The organism is Amycolatopsis sp. NPDC114503, assembly GCF_055633655.1.
Genome location: NZ_JBVKDT010000001.1, coordinates 1615096 through 1633603, shown reverse-complemented (window position 1 = coordinate 1633603; position 18508 = coordinate 1615096). Strand labels below are relative to the sequence as shown.

The 18508-nt window shown below is 69.5% G+C and carries 24 protein-coding genes and 1 tRNA gene; 13 read left to right on the top strand and 12 right to left on the bottom strand.

The annotated features are described in order from the left end of the window. Positions 1 to 52 precede the first annotated feature (52 nt). Together ACZ7OI_RS08085 and ACZ7OI_RS08080 are read right to left on the bottom strand one after the other, a co-directional pair. Positions 53 to 451 carry a hypothetical protein gene (locus tag ACZ7OI_RS08085; RefSeq protein WP_470263381.1) on the bottom strand — a complete coding sequence of 133 codons (399 nt, stop codon included), beginning with the start codon at positions 449 to 451 and terminating at the stop codon, positions 53 to 55. Between the two features lie 64 nt (positions 452 to 515). Beyond that, positions 516 to 674, bottom strand: a complete 159-nt coding sequence (locus ACZ7OI_RS08080; protein WP_470263380.1) for a hypothetical protein — start codon at positions 672 to 674, stop codon at positions 516 to 518. A 321-nt stretch (positions 675 to 995) separates the two neighbouring features. On the opposite strand from ACZ7OI_RS08080, the gene ACZ7OI_RS08075 reads away from it, so the two are divergent. Then, positions 996 to 1328 carry a hypothetical protein gene (locus ACZ7OI_RS08075; protein WP_470263379.1) on the top strand — a complete coding sequence of 111 codons (333 nt, stop codon included), beginning with the start codon at positions 996 to 998 and terminating at the stop codon, positions 1326 to 1328. After that, entirely contained in the window at positions 1329 to 1454 is a 126-nt protein-coding gene (locus tag ACZ7OI_RS08070) for a hypothetical protein (RefSeq protein WP_470263378.1), read from the top strand. It abuts the gene before it with no gap. Between the two features lie 213 nt (positions 1455 to 1667). Here the strand turns inward: ACZ7OI_RS08070 and ACZ7OI_RS08065 are convergent. The 5 genes from ACZ7OI_RS08065 to ACZ7OI_RS08045 form a co-directional block, all read right to left on the bottom strand. Further along, positions 1668 to 1740, bottom strand: a tRNA-Ala gene (locus tag ACZ7OI_RS08065). A 72-nt stretch (positions 1741 to 1812) separates the two neighbouring features. After that, entirely contained in the window at positions 1813 to 2628 is an 816-nt protein-coding gene (sepX, locus tag ACZ7OI_RS08060) for a divisome protein SepX/GlpR (protein WP_470263377.1), read from the bottom strand. A gap of 161 nt (positions 2629 to 2789) precedes the next feature. After that, positions 2790 to 3449 carry a GNAT family N-acetyltransferase gene (locus tag ACZ7OI_RS08055; RefSeq protein WP_470263376.1) on the bottom strand — a complete coding sequence of 220 codons (660 nt, stop codon included), beginning with the start codon at positions 3447 to 3449 and terminating at the stop codon, positions 2790 to 2792. Positions 3450 to 3452: 3 nt separating this feature from the next. Then, complete coding sequence (glp, locus tag ACZ7OI_RS08050; protein WP_470263375.1) at positions 3453 to 4814, bottom strand: molybdotransferase-like divisome protein Glp; 1362 nt, start codon at positions 4812 to 4814, stop codon at positions 3453 to 3455. Next, entirely contained in the window at positions 4811 to 5716 is a 906-nt protein-coding gene (locus tag ACZ7OI_RS08045) for a UTP--glucose-1-phosphate uridylyltransferase (protein ID WP_406638728.1), read from the bottom strand. The genes glp and ACZ7OI_RS08045 overlap by 4 nt, the downstream gene beginning before the upstream one ends. A 24-nt stretch (positions 5717 to 5740) precedes the next feature. On the opposite strand from ACZ7OI_RS08045, the gene ACZ7OI_RS08040 reads away from it, so the two are divergent. The 4 genes from ACZ7OI_RS08040 (at position 5741) to mscL (ending at position 8658) form a co-directional block, all read left to right on the top strand. Then, on the top strand, positions 5741 to 6340 hold the full coding sequence (locus ACZ7OI_RS08040) for a 5-formyltetrahydrofolate cyclo-ligase (protein ID WP_470263374.1): 600 nt from the start codon (positions 5741 to 5743) through the stop codon (positions 6338 to 6340). Positions 6341 to 7044: 704 nt separating this feature from the next. Continuing rightward, a complete protein-coding gene (locus tag ACZ7OI_RS08035) occupies positions 7045 to 7374 on the top strand; it encodes an FmdB family zinc ribbon protein (protein WP_470236190.1) in 330 nt (109 codons plus the stop codon). 129 nt (positions 7375 to 7503) lie between these two features. Then, entirely contained in the window at positions 7504 to 8163 is a 660-nt protein-coding gene (locus ACZ7OI_RS08030) for an SAF domain-containing protein (protein ID WP_470263373.1), read from the top strand. A 75-nt stretch (positions 8164 to 8238) separates the two neighbouring features. Further along, the gene (mscL, locus tag ACZ7OI_RS08025) at positions 8239 to 8658 is read left to right on the top strand and encodes a large-conductance mechanosensitive channel protein MscL (RefSeq protein WP_470263372.1); all 420 of its coding nucleotides are present in this window, start codon (positions 8239 to 8241) and stop codon (positions 8656 to 8658) included. A gap of 4 nt (positions 8659 to 8662) precedes the next feature. Here the strand turns inward: mscL and ACZ7OI_RS08020 are convergent, their stop codons facing one another. Then, positions 8663 to 8836 carry a hypothetical protein gene (locus tag ACZ7OI_RS08020; protein ID WP_167493483.1) on the bottom strand — a complete coding sequence of 58 codons (174 nt, stop codon included), beginning with the start codon at positions 8834 to 8836 and terminating at the stop codon, positions 8663 to 8665. A gap of 64 nt (positions 8837 to 8900) precedes the next feature. Further along, positions 8901 to 9401 (bottom strand): MogA/MoaB family molybdenum cofactor biosynthesis protein, encoded by a 501-nt coding sequence (locus ACZ7OI_RS08015; RefSeq protein ID WP_354742888.1) that lies wholly within the window; start codon positions 9399 to 9401, stop codon positions 8901 to 8903. A gap of 123 nt (positions 9402 to 9524) precedes the next feature. Here ACZ7OI_RS08015 and ACZ7OI_RS08010 point away from each other — a divergent pair, with 123 nt between their 5' ends. Together ACZ7OI_RS08010 and ACZ7OI_RS08005 are read left to right on the top strand one after the other, a co-directional pair. Further along, complete coding sequence (locus ACZ7OI_RS08010) at positions 9525 to 10586, top strand: NAD-dependent epimerase/dehydratase family protein (RefSeq protein WP_470263371.1); 1062 nt, start codon at positions 9525 to 9527, stop codon at positions 10584 to 10586. A 53-nt stretch (positions 10587 to 10639) separates the two neighbouring features. Continuing rightward, positions 10640 to 11488 carry an MBL fold metallo-hydrolase gene (locus tag ACZ7OI_RS08005; protein ID WP_470263370.1) on the top strand — a complete coding sequence of 283 codons (849 nt, stop codon included), beginning with the start codon at positions 10640 to 10642 and terminating at the stop codon, positions 11486 to 11488. Positions 11489 to 11506: 18 nt separating this feature from the next. Here the strand turns inward: ACZ7OI_RS08005 and ACZ7OI_RS08000 are convergent, their stop codons facing one another. From ACZ7OI_RS08000 to ACZ7OI_RS07990, 3 genes are read right to left on the bottom strand one after another with little or no spacing between them, the layout of a single operon-like run. Further along, positions 11507 to 12556, bottom strand: coding sequence for a sensor histidine kinase (locus ACZ7OI_RS08000; protein ID WP_470263369.1), 1050 nt, complete (start codon positions 12554 to 12556; stop codon positions 11507 to 11509). Continuing rightward, a complete protein-coding gene (locus ACZ7OI_RS07995) occupies positions 12553 to 13254 on the bottom strand; it encodes a response regulator transcription factor (protein WP_470263368.1) in 702 nt (233 codons plus the stop codon). The genes ACZ7OI_RS08000 and ACZ7OI_RS07995 overlap by 4 nt, the downstream gene beginning before the upstream one ends. Before the next feature lie 8 nt (positions 13255 to 13262). Continuing rightward, complete coding sequence (locus ACZ7OI_RS07990) at positions 13263 to 14666, bottom strand: hypothetical protein (protein ID WP_470263367.1); 1404 nt, start codon at positions 14664 to 14666, stop codon at positions 13263 to 13265. A 159-nt stretch (positions 14667 to 14825) separates the two neighbouring features. Here ACZ7OI_RS07990 and ACZ7OI_RS07985 point away from each other — a divergent pair, with 159 nt between their 5' ends. The 5 genes from ACZ7OI_RS07985 (at position 14826) to ACZ7OI_RS07965 (ending at position 18427) form a co-directional block, all read left to right on the top strand. Then, on the top strand, positions 14826 to 15470 hold the full coding sequence (locus tag ACZ7OI_RS07985; protein WP_470263468.1) for a glycosyltransferase family 2 protein: 645 nt from the start codon (positions 14826 to 14828) through the stop codon (positions 15468 to 15470). Beyond that, positions 15467 to 16138: a TIGR04282 family arsenosugar biosynthesis glycosyltransferase gene (locus ACZ7OI_RS07980; protein WP_470263366.1), complete on the top strand. Its 672-nt coding sequence runs from the start codon at positions 15467 to 15469 to the stop codon at positions 16136 to 16138. The genes ACZ7OI_RS07985 and ACZ7OI_RS07980 overlap by 4 nt, the downstream gene beginning before the upstream one ends. Beyond that, positions 16135 to 16764 (top strand): methyltransferase domain-containing protein, encoded by a 630-nt coding sequence (locus ACZ7OI_RS07975; protein WP_470263365.1) that lies wholly within the window; start codon positions 16135 to 16137, stop codon positions 16762 to 16764. Before ACZ7OI_RS07980 ends, ACZ7OI_RS07975 begins: the two co-directional genes overlap by 4 nt. Before the next feature lie 143 nt (positions 16765 to 16907). Then, positions 16908 to 17978 carry a molybdopterin-dependent oxidoreductase gene (locus tag ACZ7OI_RS07970; protein WP_470263467.1) on the top strand — a complete coding sequence of 357 codons (1071 nt, stop codon included), beginning with the start codon at positions 16908 to 16910 and terminating at the stop codon, positions 17976 to 17978. Continuing rightward, entirely contained in the window at positions 17975 to 18427 is a 453-nt protein-coding gene (locus tag ACZ7OI_RS07965; protein ID WP_470263364.1) for a hypothetical protein, read from the top strand. Before ACZ7OI_RS07970 ends, ACZ7OI_RS07965 begins: the two co-directional genes overlap by 4 nt. The last annotated feature ends 81 nt before the right edge of the window (positions 18428 to 18508 follow it).

The window sequence follows — 18508 nt, the reverse complement described above, 5'->3', positions numbered from 1 at the left end:
GGCGAGAAACGCCTCACTGCCGGCACCGCGCGCCACCACGGCAGTGTGGACGTCAGGCCGTCGCCGCAACAGGGAATCGATCTCGCGCGGTTCGATCCGGCAGCCGCGCAGCCGGATCTGGAAAGTCAGCACGCCCGCGAAACTCCAGAGCCCCGTCTGCCCAGGTCGCCGTCCGGTACATCCGGGCTCGCGGAGAACGGGCCAGCACGAAGGCTGTCACGGTCAGCGCGGCCCGACCGAGATAGCCGCGGGCGGGCGCGCCACCGCCGATGCAGATCCCACCGATCACGTTGGCGGGCAACGGGTTCAGGTGCCGTCGAGTACGCAGACGCGCGCCGGACACCACCATGCTGAGGTCTGGACGCTCCGGCCAGCCGACCGGTGGCATCGTAAGCCGCGGCGACGTGACCACGTTGGCCTCGGTGGACCTGTAGTGGTCGTTGAGCGTCACCCGGGCAGCCCGGCGCACATCGAGCGGATGGGTTCGGTGATTACCAGCTTGTCGCCAGTGGTGATCAGTTCGCGAAGCGTCCGCACCAGCGCCGGGGCATTTGCGATGTGCCGGCGAGTTCGTCGAGCGCGGCGACCGGCACCATCACCCGGTGCACGCAGTGCCGGTCGATCAGCGCCGCCAGCGCACCGATGTCGAACCACTCGTGCTCGGGCGCGATCACCGAGCAGCCACCCGACCATCAGGTAATGAACAGCTCCAGCGCGGTGACGTCCCCGTGATCGGGAAGTACTGGAGCGCGGTGACCCGCTTGGCGTACCGGTCCCGGTACCAGTCCAGCAGTCCGGTTGTAACCGGTGCGCCATTGCCATGCCTTGGGCACCCCGGTGGAGCCGGAGGCAGCAGAACGCAGAGCAGGTTGTCCGGGCCTGCCGTCGCGCTGGGCACGGCCAGTCCCGCAAAAGAACGCCGCCGCGTGCGCCACCACTACCTCAAAAGGCCGAGCTTCCGCACGAGCCTCCGACGCCAGGGCATCAAGCGGCGAATGATCATCCAGCAGACCACCAACTGGAAGGCACCGAGCACGCGCCCTTCTGCCGAGGGCGCGTGCCAAGGCGTGCGACTCGAGGACACCGCAGGGCGGCATTACGCGGTCGTTCGCCCAGGTAGCCGTTCAATTGCTGAAATGCGCGACCAAGCCGACACCATGATCGGCAACCAAGAAAAGTCCGCACGGCTATTGCACAATCAGATCACCACGCAGCTCAAAGAACTCGACACCAAGGAGGAGAACTTGATCGACCTCACAGCAGACAGCACCCGCCCGCGGGCGAAGGTCAAGGAGAGGCTCCGCGACATCGCGATAGAGCGCCACTGAATGGAGGGGTGCCTCGAAACCGTCGACCTCACCGACAGCGCCCAGCTCGTCAACGCCAGACTCGCGCTGCTCGAACAGCCCGACAAGCGGTACCGACGCTGCAACGGCGTCTGCTCAACCAAGTGATCTTCCAAGCCCTCTGCATCGAGGACGAGGAGATCACAGACGGTGAACTCCAGAAATCTTTCGGACTCCTCCGCACCATCCAGCGCGACCGGGCTATCGCAACCCGCCCACTGCACACAAACAAAAAAGCCACCCGCAATGCGGATGGCCCTTGCTGACCTTGAGGCGTCACGAGCCTACTTCGCGGCCTTCATTCTGATAAGCCTTCTAGAGTGGAGCTGAGGGGAATCGAACCCCTGACCTTCTCGATGCGAACGAGACGCGCTACCAACTGCGCTACAGCCCCTAGGAGCGTGAGCCCCTGTTGTTCAGTGCTTGGAAAGCTTAGCAGCGCCCTCCAGGCACCGAACAGCGGGGGTCACTCTCCGACTGCCCGGCGGTACGGGCCTGCGGTCGGCTCGGCGAGTTCCTCGAATGCGGGGTCCTCGTCGTCCAGGTCGACCACGACTGCCTGACGGCGGATGCGGGACATCGGCGACGGCTTGCGCTCCACGATGTCACGCGGCACCTCGGGTGCGACGACCTCGACGTCCTCCTCTTCCTCCTCGAAAGAGTCGTACGCCTCGCGAGAAGGAGCAGGTGCCGTCGTCGAGTAGCGGGCCATCCGGCGCTGCCGGATTTCGTTCTCGATGCGGACCTGACGGCGGAGGTACACGAGGTAGCCGACGAGGGCGATGTCCACCGCTGCGTGAGCCCACCAGGCGAGCGACAGCGCGAATCCGGCGATCGCGGCCGTGACGACGGCGGCGATCAGCAGGATTACGACCACTCGCTGGCGGAATGCGTACTTGGCCTTGGCCGCGATCTCCGCGGCTTCCGGGTCGAAGCCGCCTCGGCCGGGCCGGTAGCTGCGGCGTTCGCGGCGCGGCTCGGCGGCACGTTCCGCGCGCGCGGGCTGCGGGAGCGGTTCCGGCTCGGGTTCGGGCTCCTCGTCCAGGTCAGCGTCGAGTTCCGCCTCGAGTTCGGCGAGGTCATCCTCCACCGAAGGATTCGCATTGTCGGACACGGCGTCGTCCTCCTGTCCCTCGTTGCGAGCACTGCCCCTTCGCACTACCCGGGCGGCCAGCGCGGAGGTTGGCGTCCGCGCGACTTGCTGGCGTTTGCGAGCCACCATGGGCACGAGAACGACGAGCCATGCCGCGGCGAGCGCGACGATGATCACCGAACTGGGCATCTCCCGTCACCTCCCCCGATCCTCTGCTGTAGTCACGCTAGCCACAACAGTCACACAGGAGGCGCAGACTCGCCGGGTTCGATCACGAAAATGCATCACCGCATTAGGTGAATCTCACAGGATGTGGTAACGCGTGATCGGTTTAGAACGCGTAGTCACCGTCAGGCCAGGTCGGCGCGTCCGGAGGCCACCAGACGGGACACCAGGCCGTCACCGGTCTCCTCTTTCGTCACGGCGAAACACAGGTGGTCACGCCAGGCGCCAGCCACGTCGAGGTACCGCTCGAAGAGCCCTTCCTGCCGATATCCCGCTTTGGTCAGCACGCGGATGCTGGCGTTGTTCTCCGGCCGCACGGTCGCTTCCAGCCGGTGCAGGCCGGCGACATCGAAAGCGTGATCTGTCACGAGCGCGACGGCAGCGGTGGCCACGCCTCCCCGGACGATCTCGGACGACACCCAGTACCCGATCCAGGCCGACCGGAGTGCGGCGCGGATCACATTACCGACAGTGATCTGGCCCGCGAACTTTCCGTCCACCGTGATCGTGAACGGCAGGCACTGGCCCCGCCGCGCCAGCCCGCGCAGCGCGGCCCACTGCGACGGCCACGACCAGAACGCGTTGCGGTCGGCCCACGGCCCGATCCCGGTCGGCTCCCACTCCTCGAGGTGCTCGCGGTCGCGCAGCCGGACGCGGCTCCACTCGCCGGCGTCGCGCAGCCGCACCGGGCGCACGGCGACCACGCCTGCCGGGATCCGCAGAGGGCCGAGCGTGGCGGGCCAGCCGGGGTGCCGGTTTTCGACCGAATCGGCGAGTGCGGCCACGGATCAGGCGCGCTGGGCCAGGAAGGTGACCTTGACCTGGTCGCCCGCGGCCACCTCGGTGAGATCCTCCTCGACGGTGATGAGGCAGTTGGCCTCGGCCAACGACGCGAGCAGATGCGCGCCCGACGTGCCGAGCGGCTGCACCAGGTACTCGCCGTTCGCTTCGTCGCGCAGCAGCTGGCCACGCAGGTAGCCGCGACGGCCCTTCGTCGAGGTGATCGACGACAGCAGCCGCGCCCCGACCACCCGGCGGTGCGGGTTTCGGGTGCCGCGCGCGGTGCGGATCAGCGGCCGCACCAGCACCTCGAACACCACGAGCGCGCTCATCGGGTTGCCCGGAATGAGGAACGTCGGCACCGAGTCCGGGCCGAGCCTGCCGAAGCCCTGCACCGAACCTGGGTGCATCGCGACCCTCGTCAGGTCGATGTGCCCGAGGTCGGACAGCGCGGCGTGCACCTCATCCCCGGAAGACCCGCCCGCTCCGCCCGCGACGACCACGATCTCGGACATCAGCAGCCGTCCTTCGACGACCTCGCGCAGCCGCTTCGGGTCGCCCGGCACGATGCCGACCCGGCTCACCTCGGCGCCGGCGTCGCGCGCGGCCGCGGCCAGCGCGTACGAGTTGACGTCGTAGACCTGGCCGACCGACGGCGTGCGGTCGATGTCCACCAGCTCGTCGCCGACCGACACGATCGACACTCGCGGCCGCGGGTAGACCAGCACCTTCGCGCGGCCGACCGCGGCCAGCAGCCCGACCTGCGCGGAGCCGATGGTGTCGCCCTTGCGCACCGCGACGTCGCCGATCTGCACGTCCTCGCCGGCCCGGCGCACGTAGCCGGCCGACGGCACGGACCTGTTGACGGTGACCTTGGCCTGGTGGCCGTCGGTGTAAGCGGTCGGGACCACGGCGTCCGCGAGCGTGGGCAGCGGAGCGCCGGTGTCGACCCGCACCGCCTGGCCCGGCTGCAACCGGCGCGGCTGACGGGAGCCAGCCGGGATTTCGCCGACGACCGGCAACTGGACCGGTTCCTGCCCGGCCATGCGCACGTCGACGCTCCGGACCGCGTATCCGTCCACCGCGGCCTGGTCGAACCCGGGCAGCGCGTGCTCGGCGACCACTTCCTCCGCGCAGAGCAAGCCCTGAGCCTCGGAGATCGCGACGCGAACCGGCCGCGGGCGCACGGCGGCGTCGAGAGTCAGCGCGATCTGCTCGTCGACCGAGCGGAAGTCTCCGGATTCAACGGATTCTTCCGCCGGGGCAATGATTTCTGCCGTTTCCGCCGCGGCGACGGCCTGAACCGCCGGTTCAGTCGCCGCGACTTCTTCGGCCGGGGTGGCTGGGGTGGAATCGAGGGAGTCCGTCATGGGCGATCGTTTCCGATCCGTTCGGTCAGCCAGGTGCGCAGCGACGGCCCGTAATCCGGGTCCTCGAGCGCGAAATCGACAGCGGCGCGCAGGAATCCGCCCGGGTTGCCCAGGTCGTGCCGCCCGCCGCGGTGGACGACGATGTGCACCGGGTGTCCCTCCTGGATCAGGAGCGCGACGGCGTCGGTGAGCTGCAGCTCGCCGCCCGCGCCGGGCTCGATCCGGCGCAGCGCGTCGAAAATCGCCCGGTCGAGCAGGTACCGCCCGGCCGCGGCGTAGGTCGACGGCGCATCCTCCGGCTTGGGCTTCTCGACCATGCCGTGGACCTGCTTGACGTCCGGGTCGCCGGTGTCGGTGACATCGAAGACGCCGTACGGGGAGATCTGCTCCTTCGGGATGTCGAAGGCGCACAGCACGCTCCCGCCGTACTGGGCGCGGACGGCCGACATCCGGTCGAGGACCCCGGCGGGCAACACGAGGTCGTCGGGCAGGAGCACGGCGACGGCGGTGTCCTCGTCGGTCAGGTTCGGCTCGGCCTGCGCGACCGCGTGCCCGAGCCCGAGTGCCTGTTCCTGGATCGCGACCTCGACGTCCAGCAGTTCCGGCCCGCGGCGAACCTTCGCCAGCAGCTCGGTCTTGCCCTTGTCCTCGAGCGTCTTCTCCAGGTCCGGTTTCGCCTCGAAGTACCGGACGACGGCTTCCTTGCCCGGCGAGGTGACGATCACCAGCCGCTTCGCGCCCGCACTCGCCGCCTCGGCCGCGACGATCTCGATCCCCGGCGTGTCGACCACCGGCAGCAGCTCTTTGGGCACCGCTTTCGTGGTCGGCAGGAATCGCGTGCCGAGGCCTGCGGCAGGCACGATGGCGGTTCTGAAGGTCTGGGTGGTTGAGGCGCCCGTCATGGGCGCAAAGCCTAACCTGGTCTCATGCACGAGCCGGGCAATGAGACCCCGAGCAAGGCGGAGTGGCGGACACGAATCCTTCGAGCCCGCGCCGAACTGCCCCCCGAAGCGCACGCTCTCGAGGCAGCCGCCCTGGCGACCGCGGCATCGTCAATCCACGCGGAAACGGTCTGCGCGTACCTCCCTTTCGGCACCGAGCCCGGCCAGATCTCCCTGGTGAACGCCCTGGCCGCGACCGGCGCGCGCGTCCTGCTGCCAGTCATCCCGGACACTCCCGGCCCGCTCGACTGGGCCGAGTACACCGGCCCGGACGCTCTGATCCCCGGACGCTTTCGCGGAGTACTGGAACCGTCGGGCCCACGCCTGGGCACCAGCGCGGCGGCCTCGGCTCAGGTGCTGCTGATCCCAGCCCTGGCCGTCGACCGCCTCGGCACCCGCCTCGGCCGCGGAGCCGGCTACTACGACCGCACCCTGACCGCCGCGGCTGACACCGCCCGCGTGGCTGTGGTGCGCGCAGAGGAGGTCGTCGACCGCCTCCCGGCCGAACCCCACGACGTGCCCATGACCGCCGCCCTGACGCCGTCGGGCCTCATTCAGCTGCCGACCGCCGCTTCCGCTCGGTGAGGCGAGTGGTCAAGACCACTCGACCGGCAGCCGGGTTGGACGCCGCCGCTCGGACCGTTTGACCGCCACCACGGCCCGCTGCCCGGCCAAAGGCCCAGCTGCCCGGCCAAAGGCCCAGCCGACAACTGCCGTCCTGTCGCAGGCCCTAGCCGAAGACCGCTGCCCGAACCGACGGCTCAGGCCGACGACCAGCATCCGAACCTCCAGCCCGGACGCCCAGCAAGGGTCACACCGCCAGCCTCGACCGACACCCGGCGTCCACAACCGCCCGGCACCCCAGCCGCCAATGCCGACAAGGTCACTCGCGACCCGCCGCACACGGCCAGCCGGACACGTCGCCAACTCCGCCCAGCTCACCCGCCCTAGCATTCAGCCGCGAATCACACGAACCACCCAAACCACGCGCCCGCTCACAACCCGCACCAGCAACCACACCCGGCAGCAGCCCAAAACCGGCGCACACGAGCCGCCCACAGGCGCCGCCAGACCCCGCCAACCGGCCCAACGACGGCCCAACCGACCGGACCAGCCGCGGTCCAGCCACCGAGCCGCACCCGCCCAGGACGTCCTGACCAGCGCCAACCCTTCGCCGCCCCTTCCGCCGCAGCACTGTGAGCAAGGGGTAATTGCGCTGAGGGAATGCCGTCCAGCACAATTGGGTTAGCACTCTTGTAGGTCGAGTGCCAGTGCATGAAGGAGCTTCAGTGCCCACGTACCAGTACGCCTGCAAAGAATGCGACCACCGCTTCGAGGCGGTGCAGTCCTTCTCCGACCCCAGCCTGACCGTCTGCCCGCAGTGCTCCGGTCCACTGCGCAAGGTCTTCAGCTCGGTCGGCGTGGTCTTCAAGGGCAGCGGGTTCTACCGCACGGATTCGCGCGATTCGAGCAAGTCGAGCACTTCCGCGACTCCGGCCAAGACCGAGAGCGCCAAGTCCGACTCGTCGTCCACCACCTCCTCTTCGTCGACGTCTTCTTCGTCCTCGAACACATCCTCCACCTCGGGTACGACGAAAACGGCCTCCACGCCCTCCTGACCCCCGAGTTATCCACAAGGGCCCAGTTGTCCACAGGTTCGCGAATCGGCCCTTTCGGCCGGTTCGCGATGTCCTTAACGTCGGATTCGTGCGGCATCCCGTCGCATCGGAACCGACGAGGGGACAACCGTGAACACCTTGCTCAGCCACCTTCCCGCGCTGCCTGACGTCCGTCTGCCGCGCGGTCGGCGAGCCCGGATGCTCCGCCGGTGTCTCGCGGCGGCCTTGCTCTTGGCCGGCCTGCTCGTCCTGTTTCTCCCGCCTTCCGCGCGGGGCGCACCCGCCACCTCGACGGTGGTCTCCGCACGCGACCTGCCCGGGGGCTCTGTCCTGCGCGCTGCCGACGTGCGGACCGTCGCGCTGCCCGACGACCTCCGCCCGTCCGGCGCGCTCTCGGCTTCCGAAGGGGCGGTGGGCCGGCTTCTGTCCGGCGCGGCCCGGGCCGGCGAGCCCATCACCGACGTCCGGCTCCTTGGCAACAACCTCCCCGTAACGGGTGAACCCGGCGCGGTCACGGTCGCAGTCCGGCTCGCGGACGCGGCCGTCGCCGAACTGCTTCAGCCGGGTCAGCGCGTCGACATCGTCGCGGGCGCGGATACCACAAATTCCGCGTCTGTGCTGGCCAGAGGGGCCACGGTGGTCACTGTCCGGCGTTCCGACGACGCCGGGAACCGCACGCTGGGTCCGCCGCAGAAGGGTCCGCTAGTACTGCTCGCGCTGCCGGCGCAGGTTGCCACGCAGGTCGCTGCTTCCTCGCTCGAACGACCGGTAACGGTTACTCTCCGCTAACCCGACCCTGTTCCGACGGGCGACGGCTGTCTCACGACGGCCAGACGCCTCGTCCCGAATCCCCTGGGAGCAGCAGTGCTGAAAGGTTTCAAGGACTTTCTGATGCGCGGCAACGTCGTCGACCTCGCGGTCGCCGTCGTGATCGGCGCCGCGTTCACCGCGATCGTCACGGCGTTCACCAACGGCCTGATCAAGCCGTTGATCAACGCGCTCGGCGGCTCGGACGCGGCGAAAGGCCTCGGCTTCAACGTCCTGAACGGCAACGACTCGACGTTCATGGACTTCGGCGGCGTGATCAACGCGGCGATCAACTTCGTGATCGTCGCCGCGATCGTCTACTTCCTGATCGTGCTGCCGATGAAGCACATCCAGGAGCGGCGCAAGCGCGGCGAGGAGAAGGGCCCGGCCGAGCCGACGGACGTCGAACTGCTCACCGAAATCCGCGACCTGCTGCGCGCGCAGCAGGGCCACGGCCCCTCCAGCCGCGACAACTGAGGGGTCACCGATCGTGATGCGGGGGCCGGTTCTCGAGGTACCACGAATCCGGAGTGGTCTCCGGGCCCCGGCCCCGCTCATCGGACGTGGTCTCCGGCAGCACGTCGCCGAAGATCTCGTCGACCCGGCGGCGGCGCTGGGCCTCGGTCACGCGGGGACGTCGTTCTTCGTGCGGCATGGGTCCATCGTCCCACCTGTTGTTTGACAAGTGCAGAGAGACATCCGCCGCGAAACGGCCGGCCTCAGACCTCTTCGAGGCCGGAGAGCTCGTCGATCACGTGCGGGACCAGCGACGAAAGGGTCGCCATGCCGTCGCGCACAGCCGCTCGCGAACCGGCCAGGTTGACCACCAGCGTGCTACCCGAGACGCCGGCCAGGCCGCGGGAGATCCCGGCGTCGACCGCGCCCGCGGCCAGCCCTGAGGCGCGCAGGGCTTCGCCGATGCCCGGGATCGGGCGGTCGAGAACGCCCGAAGTGGCGTCCGGCGTGCGGTCGCGCGGCGACACTCCGGTGCCGCCGACCGTGATCACCAGGTCCGCACCGCCGATCACCGCCGTGTTGAGCGCGTTTCGGATGCCCGCGGTCTCGGCCTCGACGACGACGACGCCGTCGACGATGAACCCGGCCTCCTCGAGCAGCTCGGTGACGAGCGGCCCGGAGGTGTCCTCGTGCTCCCCGTGCGCGACCCGGTCGTCCACAATCACCACGAGTGCCCGGCCCAGCCGCTGTGCGCTCCGTTCCATGCCGACACCGTATCCGGTTCCGGGCCCGCTTCGCCGCCGCGGGCCCGGTGATTTCTGACGATTCGGTGACGTGGTCCGCGCAGGCCGCGCGCGCCCCAGGGCGGGCGGCCTAACGTCGGCGAGGTGCGAGTGCTCCTCACCGGCGGTGCCGGGTTCATCGGGTCCCGGATCGCCGACCAGCTGGCCGACGACGGCGACGAGGTCGTCGTGCTGGACAACCTGCTGTCCACCGCGCACGGCTCCACCACACCACCCGAATACACCCGGCGGCACCGCTTCCTGCGGGGTGACGTCACCGACACCGAGATCGTCGCCGAGCTGCTCGACGGCGTCGACGCGGTCTGCCACCAGGCCGCGGTGGTCGGCCACGGAGTGGATCCCTCCGACGCGCCCTCGTACGCGCTGAACAACGACTACGGCACCGCCGTGCTGCTGGCCGCGATGCACGCGGCGAAGGTGCGCAAGCTCGTGCTCGCCTCGTCGATGGTGGTCTACGGCGAGGGTCGTTACGCGTGTGCGGAACACGGTGTCGTTCCGCCGTCACCTCGTCGGCAGTCCGATGTGGACGCCGGACGATTCGAACCCACCTGCCCGCACTGCGGTGCCGAGTTGGGCTGGCAACTCGTGCCCGAAAACGCGCCGCTGCTGCCGCGAAGCACCTACGCGGCAACGAAACTGGCGCAAGAACATCTCGCGGGTGCCTGGGCGCGGCAGACCGGCGGCACGGTCTGGGCGTTGCGCTACCACAACGTCTACGGCCCGCGGATGCCGCAAAACACGCCGTACGCCGGGGTGGCGTCGCTCTTCCGTTCGGCACTGGAACGCGGCGAGGCGCCGACCGTGCTGGAGGACGGGCGGCAGCAGAGGGATTTCGTGCACGTGGACGACGTAGCCCGCGCGAACGTCCTCGCGCTCCGGAGTGATGGTCCGGAGGCCGACCTCACGCCGCTGAACATCTGTTCTGGACAGCCGCACAGCGTCGGCGACCTGGCCCGGGAGCTGGCCCGAGCCTGCGGCGGACCGGAGCCGCGGATCGTCGGCGGTGCGCGGCCGGCTGATGTCCGGCACGTGGTCGCCGACCCGGCCCGAGCACGGGAGCTGCTCGGATTCCGGGCGGAAACGCCCTTCGCGGACGGCGTCGCCACGTTCGCCACTGCGGAGCTGCGCACCCCCGTCACCCGATGAGGTGAAGATCACTTTCCGGAATGAATCGGCCGCACCGGATCTTGATGCTGGGCATGCGTTCCATCGTGGTGGGGGACATCGAAATCCACGCACTGACCGACGGACGGCTGCAACTGCCGTCGTCGTTCTTCCCGGGACTCCAGGGCAAGCGCTCGGCGCCGAGCACTGTTCCCGTGGTCATCGGTGCCTTCCTGATTCGGACGGGCAGCCGCACGGTGCTGGTCGACGCCGGTTTCGGTCCGCGTCCGACCGGCGAGCCGCATCTGCCGCAGCACTCCAAAGAGCAACTGCACCCGGTGGTCAGCGCCGTCGAAGCTGAGCACACCGGCGGCTTGCCCGCAGCACTCGCCGAAGCCGGGATCGCCCGCGAAGACATCGACACCGTGGTGCTGACTCATCTGCACGCCGACCACATCGGCTGGGTCGCGCCGAACGGCGAGCCGTACTTCCCGAATGCCGAAGTGCGGTACGGCGCGCCCGACTGGGCGGCGTTCGTCGAACCGGCGGGGCGGCACGACCGCGGCCGAGTAGCGCTGGAAGCCCTTCGCGCTCAGGGCAAACTGCGTCCGCTGCTGGACGGCGAAACGGTCGCTCCCGGCGTCACCGTTCGGCATGCGCCCGGGCACACGCCGGGGCATTACGTGCTGGAGGTCGCGGATCAGGACCGTCGCGCCGTCCTGGTCGGCGACGTCTTCCAGATTCCGGAGCAGATGGCCGATCCGACGATCGGCGCCGCGTCCGATGCCGATCCGCGGCAGGCGGAGCTGACCCGCCGTCGCTGGCTGGGCGAGATGGTCGGCACTGGCACGATCGTCGCGGCAGCGCATTTCCCGGACGAGCCGTTCTTCCGGATCGCCGCCGATCTCGCCGTGGAACCGGTCACGGCCGTCGCCGCGTCCTGACTGTCCAAAACAGACAGTTCAGGACGCCGCCAGCGGCAACCGCACCTCGAAGCGGCATCCTGGGCCGTGGTTCTGCACGCCGATCCGTCCTCGGTGTGCCTCTACCAGGCCCTTCGCGATCGCCAGGCCCAGCCCGCCGCCGCTGGTGGTGCCGCTGCGGTCGGGGGTACGGGCTTGTGTGCCGCGGAAGGCGACGTCGAAGACCCGGCTGATCTCGTCGTCCGGAATTCCGCCGCAGCCGTCGTCCACGGCCAGCAGCGCCTGGTCGCCGTCGATGCCGATCTGCACGGCGACCGTGCCGTCCGGCGGAGTGTGTCGGATGGCGTTGGACACGAGGTTCCGCACGATCCGCGCCAGCTCCGGATCGCTGCCGGACACCACCGGCCACGCCGACGCGTTTTCCAGCACCCGCACGCGTTTTCGGTCAGCCACCGGTGCTTGCGCGGCGACCGCGTCGCTCACCACGTCGCGCAGCGGGACCGCCGACATGCTCAGTTCGAGCGCTCCCGCAGTGATCCGGGACAGCTCGAACAAGTCACCGACCATGCCGGACAGGCGGGTGGTCTCGCCGCTGATGCGCTGGGCGTAATCGGCCACCTCGGCGCGTTCCGAAACCACGCCGTCGGCCAGCGCCTCCGCCATCGCCTGGATCCCGGCCAGCGGACTGCGAAGGTCGTGGCTGATCCACGCGACCAGTTCGCGACGCGACTTCTCTGCCGCGCGTTCGCGTTCTCGCGCCTCGCGTTCCCACACACTGCGCCGCGCGATGACCCGGCCCAGCACCATTGCCGCGGGCACCGCCACCAGTGCCACGAGCAGGCATACGAGCAGTTCGGTGGTCAGCGCCTCGGTGAACATGAAGCCGCTCACGCCGAGGATTCCGACCAGCATCGCGGCGATCGGAGTCAGCACGAGGGTGGTCATCGTGGTGGCCAGAGATCGGTGCCGCACAAGGTAAAGCGCTAGCCCGCCCAGCGCCGCCACGGGCAAGGCGAACAGCAAGGCGAGCGGAAGAATGTGCAGGACGTGGACGAACATGTCCCACGCCGACTCGCCCGAGCCGATCATGGCTGTGTCCGGTCGTAGCGGTAGCCGACGCCCCACACCGTCGCGACGCGGATCGGCTTGGCCGGGTCACGTTCGATTTTCTCGCGCAGCCGTCGCACGTGGACGGTCACCGTGGACTGGTCGCCGAAGTCCCAGCCCCACACCTTCTCCAGCAGGTCAGCCCGGCTGAACGCGACGCCGGGGTGGGAGAGGAAGAACGCGAGGAGATCGAACTCGCGCGTGGTCAGCGGCAGCACCGCGCCGTCGAGCGTCGCCTGGCGGGCGGTCATCTGGAGCCGGAGGTTGCCGTCTGCCAGCTCCGCCGTCGGCGGCTCGGGCCGTGGCATCCGAGCCCGTCGCAGCACGGACGCCACGCGCAGCGTGAGTTCCTTGGGGCTGAACGGTTTGGTGACGTAATCGTCGGCCCCCAGCTGCAGCCCGGCGATGCGGTTTTCCTCCTCGCCGAGAGCGGTGAGCATGACGATCGGCACCTGGCTCGTCTGTCGCAGCCGCCGGCACACCTCCAGGCCGTTGAGGCCGGGCATCATCACGTCGAGCACCACTAGGTCCGGCACGCGCTCGGCGAACCGGGCGAGCGCCGCCGTGCCGTCGCCTGCCAGGTCGACGGTGAAGCCGGCGGTTTCGAGGTAGCGGCGGACGACGTCGCGCACGGTCTCGTCGTCGTCGACCACGAGCACGCGACCCGCTTGGTCTTCCATGCCTCACCTCACCAGTTCGTCAGCAGCAGGTGGTTGACCGCGAGCGCGACCACCGCCTGTCCGGCCAGCCACCAGCGGCGGTGGCCCGCCGGAAGCAGCGCCGTGGCCGGGATCAGCCACGCGCCGAACGGTAGCCAGATCCGTTCTACCTCAGCCTTCGACAGGCCGGACGAATCGGCGAACACGATCGTGAGCACGGCCGCGAGCACGATCAGCAGAATCGGATCGCGCAGGACCGTCTTGCGAGACGGCAAGAAGACCGCCGAAGCCACCCCGCGGCGGGCGGCCGCGACCACAGCGGGCCCGCTCGCGACCGCGACCGCGGCCAGGTCGGCCCACACCCAGTAGGAATACGGGCGCACCACCGCAACGCCCTGGTAGTAGCGCTCGACGACGAGGTGGTAGCCGTCGAACCACCAGAAACCGGCGAGCGCGAACACAGCGACCACGGCCAGCGCGCCGAGGACAGCGGCTGCCGCGGCCCGCCATTGTCGGCCGAGCACGGCGACGGCCAGCGCGACCAAGCCGAGCAGGACCAGGCCGTAGGAGAGGAAGATGCCGAATCCGATGAGAATCCCGGCGGCCAACGCGGTGGGCCAGGCATAACCACGGTGCTCTCGGAAGCCCACCGATGCGAGGGCGAGCAGTGCGATGCCGGTGGCGGTCACGCCGGCGAAGAGACCGTCCGCGGACACGCCCAGCCAGACCGCGCCTGGGCTGAGCACGGCGAACGGCAACGCCGCGCGGGCTGCGTCGGGACGGCCTAGCAGGGCGATCGTCGCTGGTACCGCGACCGCGATCAGTGCCGCCACCAGCACCACAGCGGTCGACGCCCAGGCACCGCCGCGGAGGCCGAGCCGGTCGAGCCAGACGAAGACGAGCGTGGCGCCTGGCGGGTGGCCGGACACGTGGGTGGTCCACGAGTTCGGCTGGAAATCGAGGATGCGCGAGGAGAATTCGCGGAGGAATCGCGGAATGTCCGCGATGCCCGGGACCTCGTGCAGGTACTCCTGCGGAGTGGTGAGCCGGCCGGTGAAGCCGCGGGTCCAGCCGTCCACCATGGCGAGCGAGAAGATCCAGGCGAGGGACGCCAGGTAGCCGGCGGCCAGAGCGCGTCGCCATCGCAGCCGGGCGGCCAGGGCCGGGCCGTACAGGACGACACCGGCGGCGATCAGGACGGCGAAGACCGAGCCGGGGCCGACGTGCGGCAGCCAATGCGCGAACAGCGGCGGCGCGAACGCGTAGATCACCACGCCCGAGCCTGGCCGGTTGTAGTACACGCCGACGGCGGTCGCGGCGGCGATCACCACGAGGGTGACGCCGACCGTCACGAGATCAGCGCGGAACCGGGGACGGACGGGAACCGGGGGCGGCGGCTCGGCGAGCCGGGCAGCCTTCGTCGACTCGCTCATCGCCGGTCACGATAACCCCGTCGGCGGCCGTCCGGCAGGTTTCCCGCGGATCCGTGAGAACTCGGTAAGATCTTGCCGAACGTCAGTATTTGGTAAGCACAGCAAGGGTTCTGCACTGTCCTTTCCAGACCTACCGTACGCCTCGTGAACGAATTCGGAGTGGACGTCGTCCTCCCCTGCCTCGACGAGGCGGCCGCGCTGCCCGGCGTGCTCGCCGACCTGCCGCCGGGGTATCGCGCGATTGTCGTGGACAACGGATCGCGTGACGGTTCTCCCGGCATCGCGGCCGCGCACGGTGCGAAAGTCGTCGACGAGCCGCGACGCGGTTACGGCGCCGCCGTCCATACCGGGCTGGAGAACTCGACCGCTGACATCGTCTGTTTCGCGGATGCCGACGGGTCGCTCGATCTGGCCGAGCTGCCGCAGCTCGTCGCCGCGGTCGCGGAGGGCGCTGATCTCGCGGTCGGACGGCGGGTGCCGGTATCCCGGGCGGCTTGGCCTTGGCATGCCAGAGCAGGGAATACCGTCCTCTCCCTGCTTTTGCGGTCGCATGGGCTGCCAGTGCGGGACATCGCGCCGCTGCGGGCGGTGCGCCGCCGGGAGCTGCTGGCCCTCGGCGTGGCCGATCGGGCGTTCGGCTATCCGCTTGAGCTGCTGGTGAAGGCTCAGCGAGCGGGCTGGGTGGTCCAGGAGTTCGACGTCACTTACCGGGAACGGGCGCGGGGCACGAAATCGAAGGTGTCCGGTTCGGTGCGCGGCACGCTGCGGGCCGTGCGGGACTTCGGGCGGGTGTTGGTCCGATGACGTTCTGCCTGCTTGTGGTCGCGAAAGCCCCGGTGCCAGGGTTCGCGAAGACTCGGTTGTGTCCGCCCGCGACGGCAGAACAGGCCGCGGAGATCGCCGCGTCCGCGCTGCTGGACACGTTGGACGCCGCGTTCGCCACTGACGGTGCGATCACCGTGGTGGCGATGACGGGCGACCTCGCCGCGGCAGCGCGGGGCACCGAGATCGGTCGCGCGTTGCGGAAGGCGACTGTGATCGCGCAGCGGGGCTGGGATTTCGGCACCCGGCTGGCCAACGCCCACTCCGACACCGCTGCGGTGCATGCTGGTTTGCCCGTGCTGCAGATCGGCATGGACACGCCGCAGGTCTCGCCAGCGTTGTTCGCAGCGGCGATCGAACCGGTCGTCGCCGGAGCCAGCCGCGCGGTGCTGGGCGACGCTGAAGACGGCGGTTGGTGGGGGCTTGGGCTTGCTGACCCACGGCAGGCTCAAGTGCTCGCCGGAGTTCCAATGTCACGTCCGGACACCGGGTTTCGCACCCGCGCGGCGTTGGCGAGTGCAGGGCTCAGCGTAGGCGAGCTGCCGACGTTGTCCGATGTGGACACTATGGAGGACGCGGTGCAAGTGGCCTCGATCCGGCCCGACAGCAGGTTCGCGGCTGCGGTCGACGCGGTGGGAGCTTTGGCATGAAACTCGCGACTGGCCGGGAATTCGACCGCGGGCTTCTTGGCCACCACTGCTGGCTGGAGCTGGCGAACGGTGGCCGCATCGAGCTTCCGGTCGGTCGTTGGGCGGACGGTTGCGGCGCGGGCGACGCCGTCTTGCTCGACGCGTGCGAGGGGCCGACGCTCGACGTCGGTTGCGGGCCTGGCCGCCTCACTGCCGCGCTGACGCGCCGAGGCGTGGTGACCCTTGGCGTGGACAGTTCGCCGATCGCCGTGCGGCTGACGCGGCGGCGTGGGGCAACTGCGTTGCAGCGCAACGTTTTCGCCCGCTTACCCGGCGAAGGGCGGTGGAACCACGTGTTGCTGGCCGACGGCAACATCGGGATCGGCGGTGATCCCGATGCGCTGCTGCGGCGAGTGCGCGAGTTGCTCACGCCCGACGGTGACGTGCTCGTCGAGCTGGAGGAACCCGGCCATGGCGTACGCCGGGATCACGTCCGGCTGCGGCCGGATCCCGCTGACGGCCGGTGGTTCACGTGGGCGTGGGTCGGCGTCGACGCCATCGCGGAAATCGCGCTGCGGACTGGGTTCCGGGTCGAGTGGACGACCAGTCGCGGGCACCGCTGGTTCGCGAAGCTGGCACGCGCGTGAAACGCGGACGGCTGGCGGCCGCGTGGCGCGGGCTCGACACTCGAGTCACCGCGGCACAAGCCAAGATCGGCGAACGAGCCCGCGCTGTCGATCGCCGGGTCCCGAAGGCGGAGCAGTTCAAGGGCGGCGCGCACGGCGAGCGCGTGACGGCCCGGGTCGGCAGCCTGCTCGGGATCGCGTTCCTGATCTGCTTCGTGACCGGACTGTTGAGCCATTTGATCCAGCATCCGCCGGAGTGGTTCTTCTGGCCCAGCAGGCCGGTTTGGCTGTACCGGGTGACGCAGGGCGCACACGTGCTGTCCGGGATCGCGGCGATTCCGTTGCTGCTGGCCAAACTGTGGAGCGTCTACCCGAAGCTCTTCGAACGGCCGCTGGTGCGTTCGGTGCCGCACGCGGTGGAGCGGTTGTCGATCCTTGTCCTCTCCGGGGCGGCGTTCTTCGAACTGAGTTCGGGATTGCTGAACGTCGCGCAAAACTACCCGTGGAACTTCTACTTTCCGCAGGTGCACTACGCGGTGGCATGGGTGGCGATCGGGTCGATCCTCGTGCACGTCGCGGTGAAGCTCCCGGTAATCCGGCGGGCGCTGACGCGGGAGCGTGCGCCGGTCGAGCCGCCTGGCCCGGGGTTGTCGCGGCGAGGATTCCTGACCACCACGGGGATCGCGACTGGAGTCGCCGTGCTGGCCACCGCGGGAGCGACGGTTCCCGCGCTGCGGAACGTCTCCGGGTTGTCGTGGCGATCGGACAAGGGCTCGCAGAAGTTGCCAGTCAACCGTACGGCCGTGGCCGCGCAGGTGACACGGACCGCGCAGGATCCCGGGTGGCGGTTGTCCGTGGTGACGCCAGCGGGGACGCGGCAGTTCACGCTGGCCGAGTTGCGGGCGTTGCCGCAGACCACTGTGGACTTGCCGATCGCGTGCGTCGAGGGATGGAGCCAGATGGCGACGTGGCGCGGCATCTCGTTCCCGGATCTGCTGCGCGCGCGCGGCAGTACGCCGGGGGTCGACGTGCGGGTGTCGTCGCTGGAGAAGACCGGGCTGTACGGCGTCAGCGTGCTGCCTGGCGAGCACACGGCCGACCCGCTCACCTTGCTGGCGCTGGAACTCAACGGCGAGGTGCTGAACCTCGACCACGGCTATCCGTGCCGTGTGATCGCGCCCAGCCGGCCGGGCGTGCTGCAGACGAAGTGGGTCACGAAGCTGGAGGTGCAGTGAAGACCGCGCGGATTGTGCTGGCGCTGCCCGGATTAGCGGCGCTGGCGTACGGGATCGTGCTGTTCCTCGACTACGCGGCACCGGCGTGGCCGGACAGCTTCACGACGTTGCTGTGGATCGGCGGTGGTCCGATCGTCAACGACGCGGTGTTCGCCCCGATCGCGGGCCTGGTTGGCCTGCTGCTGGCGCGAATCCTGCCGAAGCCGTGGCGAGGGCCGGTGCAGGTCGGCGCGGCGCTGACCGCGGTACTGGGTTTCGTGGCGTTTCCGCTGCTGTGGCGCGCTTATGGCGTGCCGCCGAAACCTGGGCTGCACGACGGCAACGCGTGGCTGGGGCTGGTGGCGACGCTCGCGATGGTGTGGAGCGCGGTCCTGGTGGCGGCGATCGTCCGGATTGTCCGGGTCCGGTATGTGACGGCACGAAAAATCCGGGCGCGGGCACGTAGTTGACCTGGGTTTTCTTCAGGTACCGGAATTTTCCCGCAGATTCGGCGTTTGGGACGTCGGGCGCGTGGGCACCTCACCGCACGC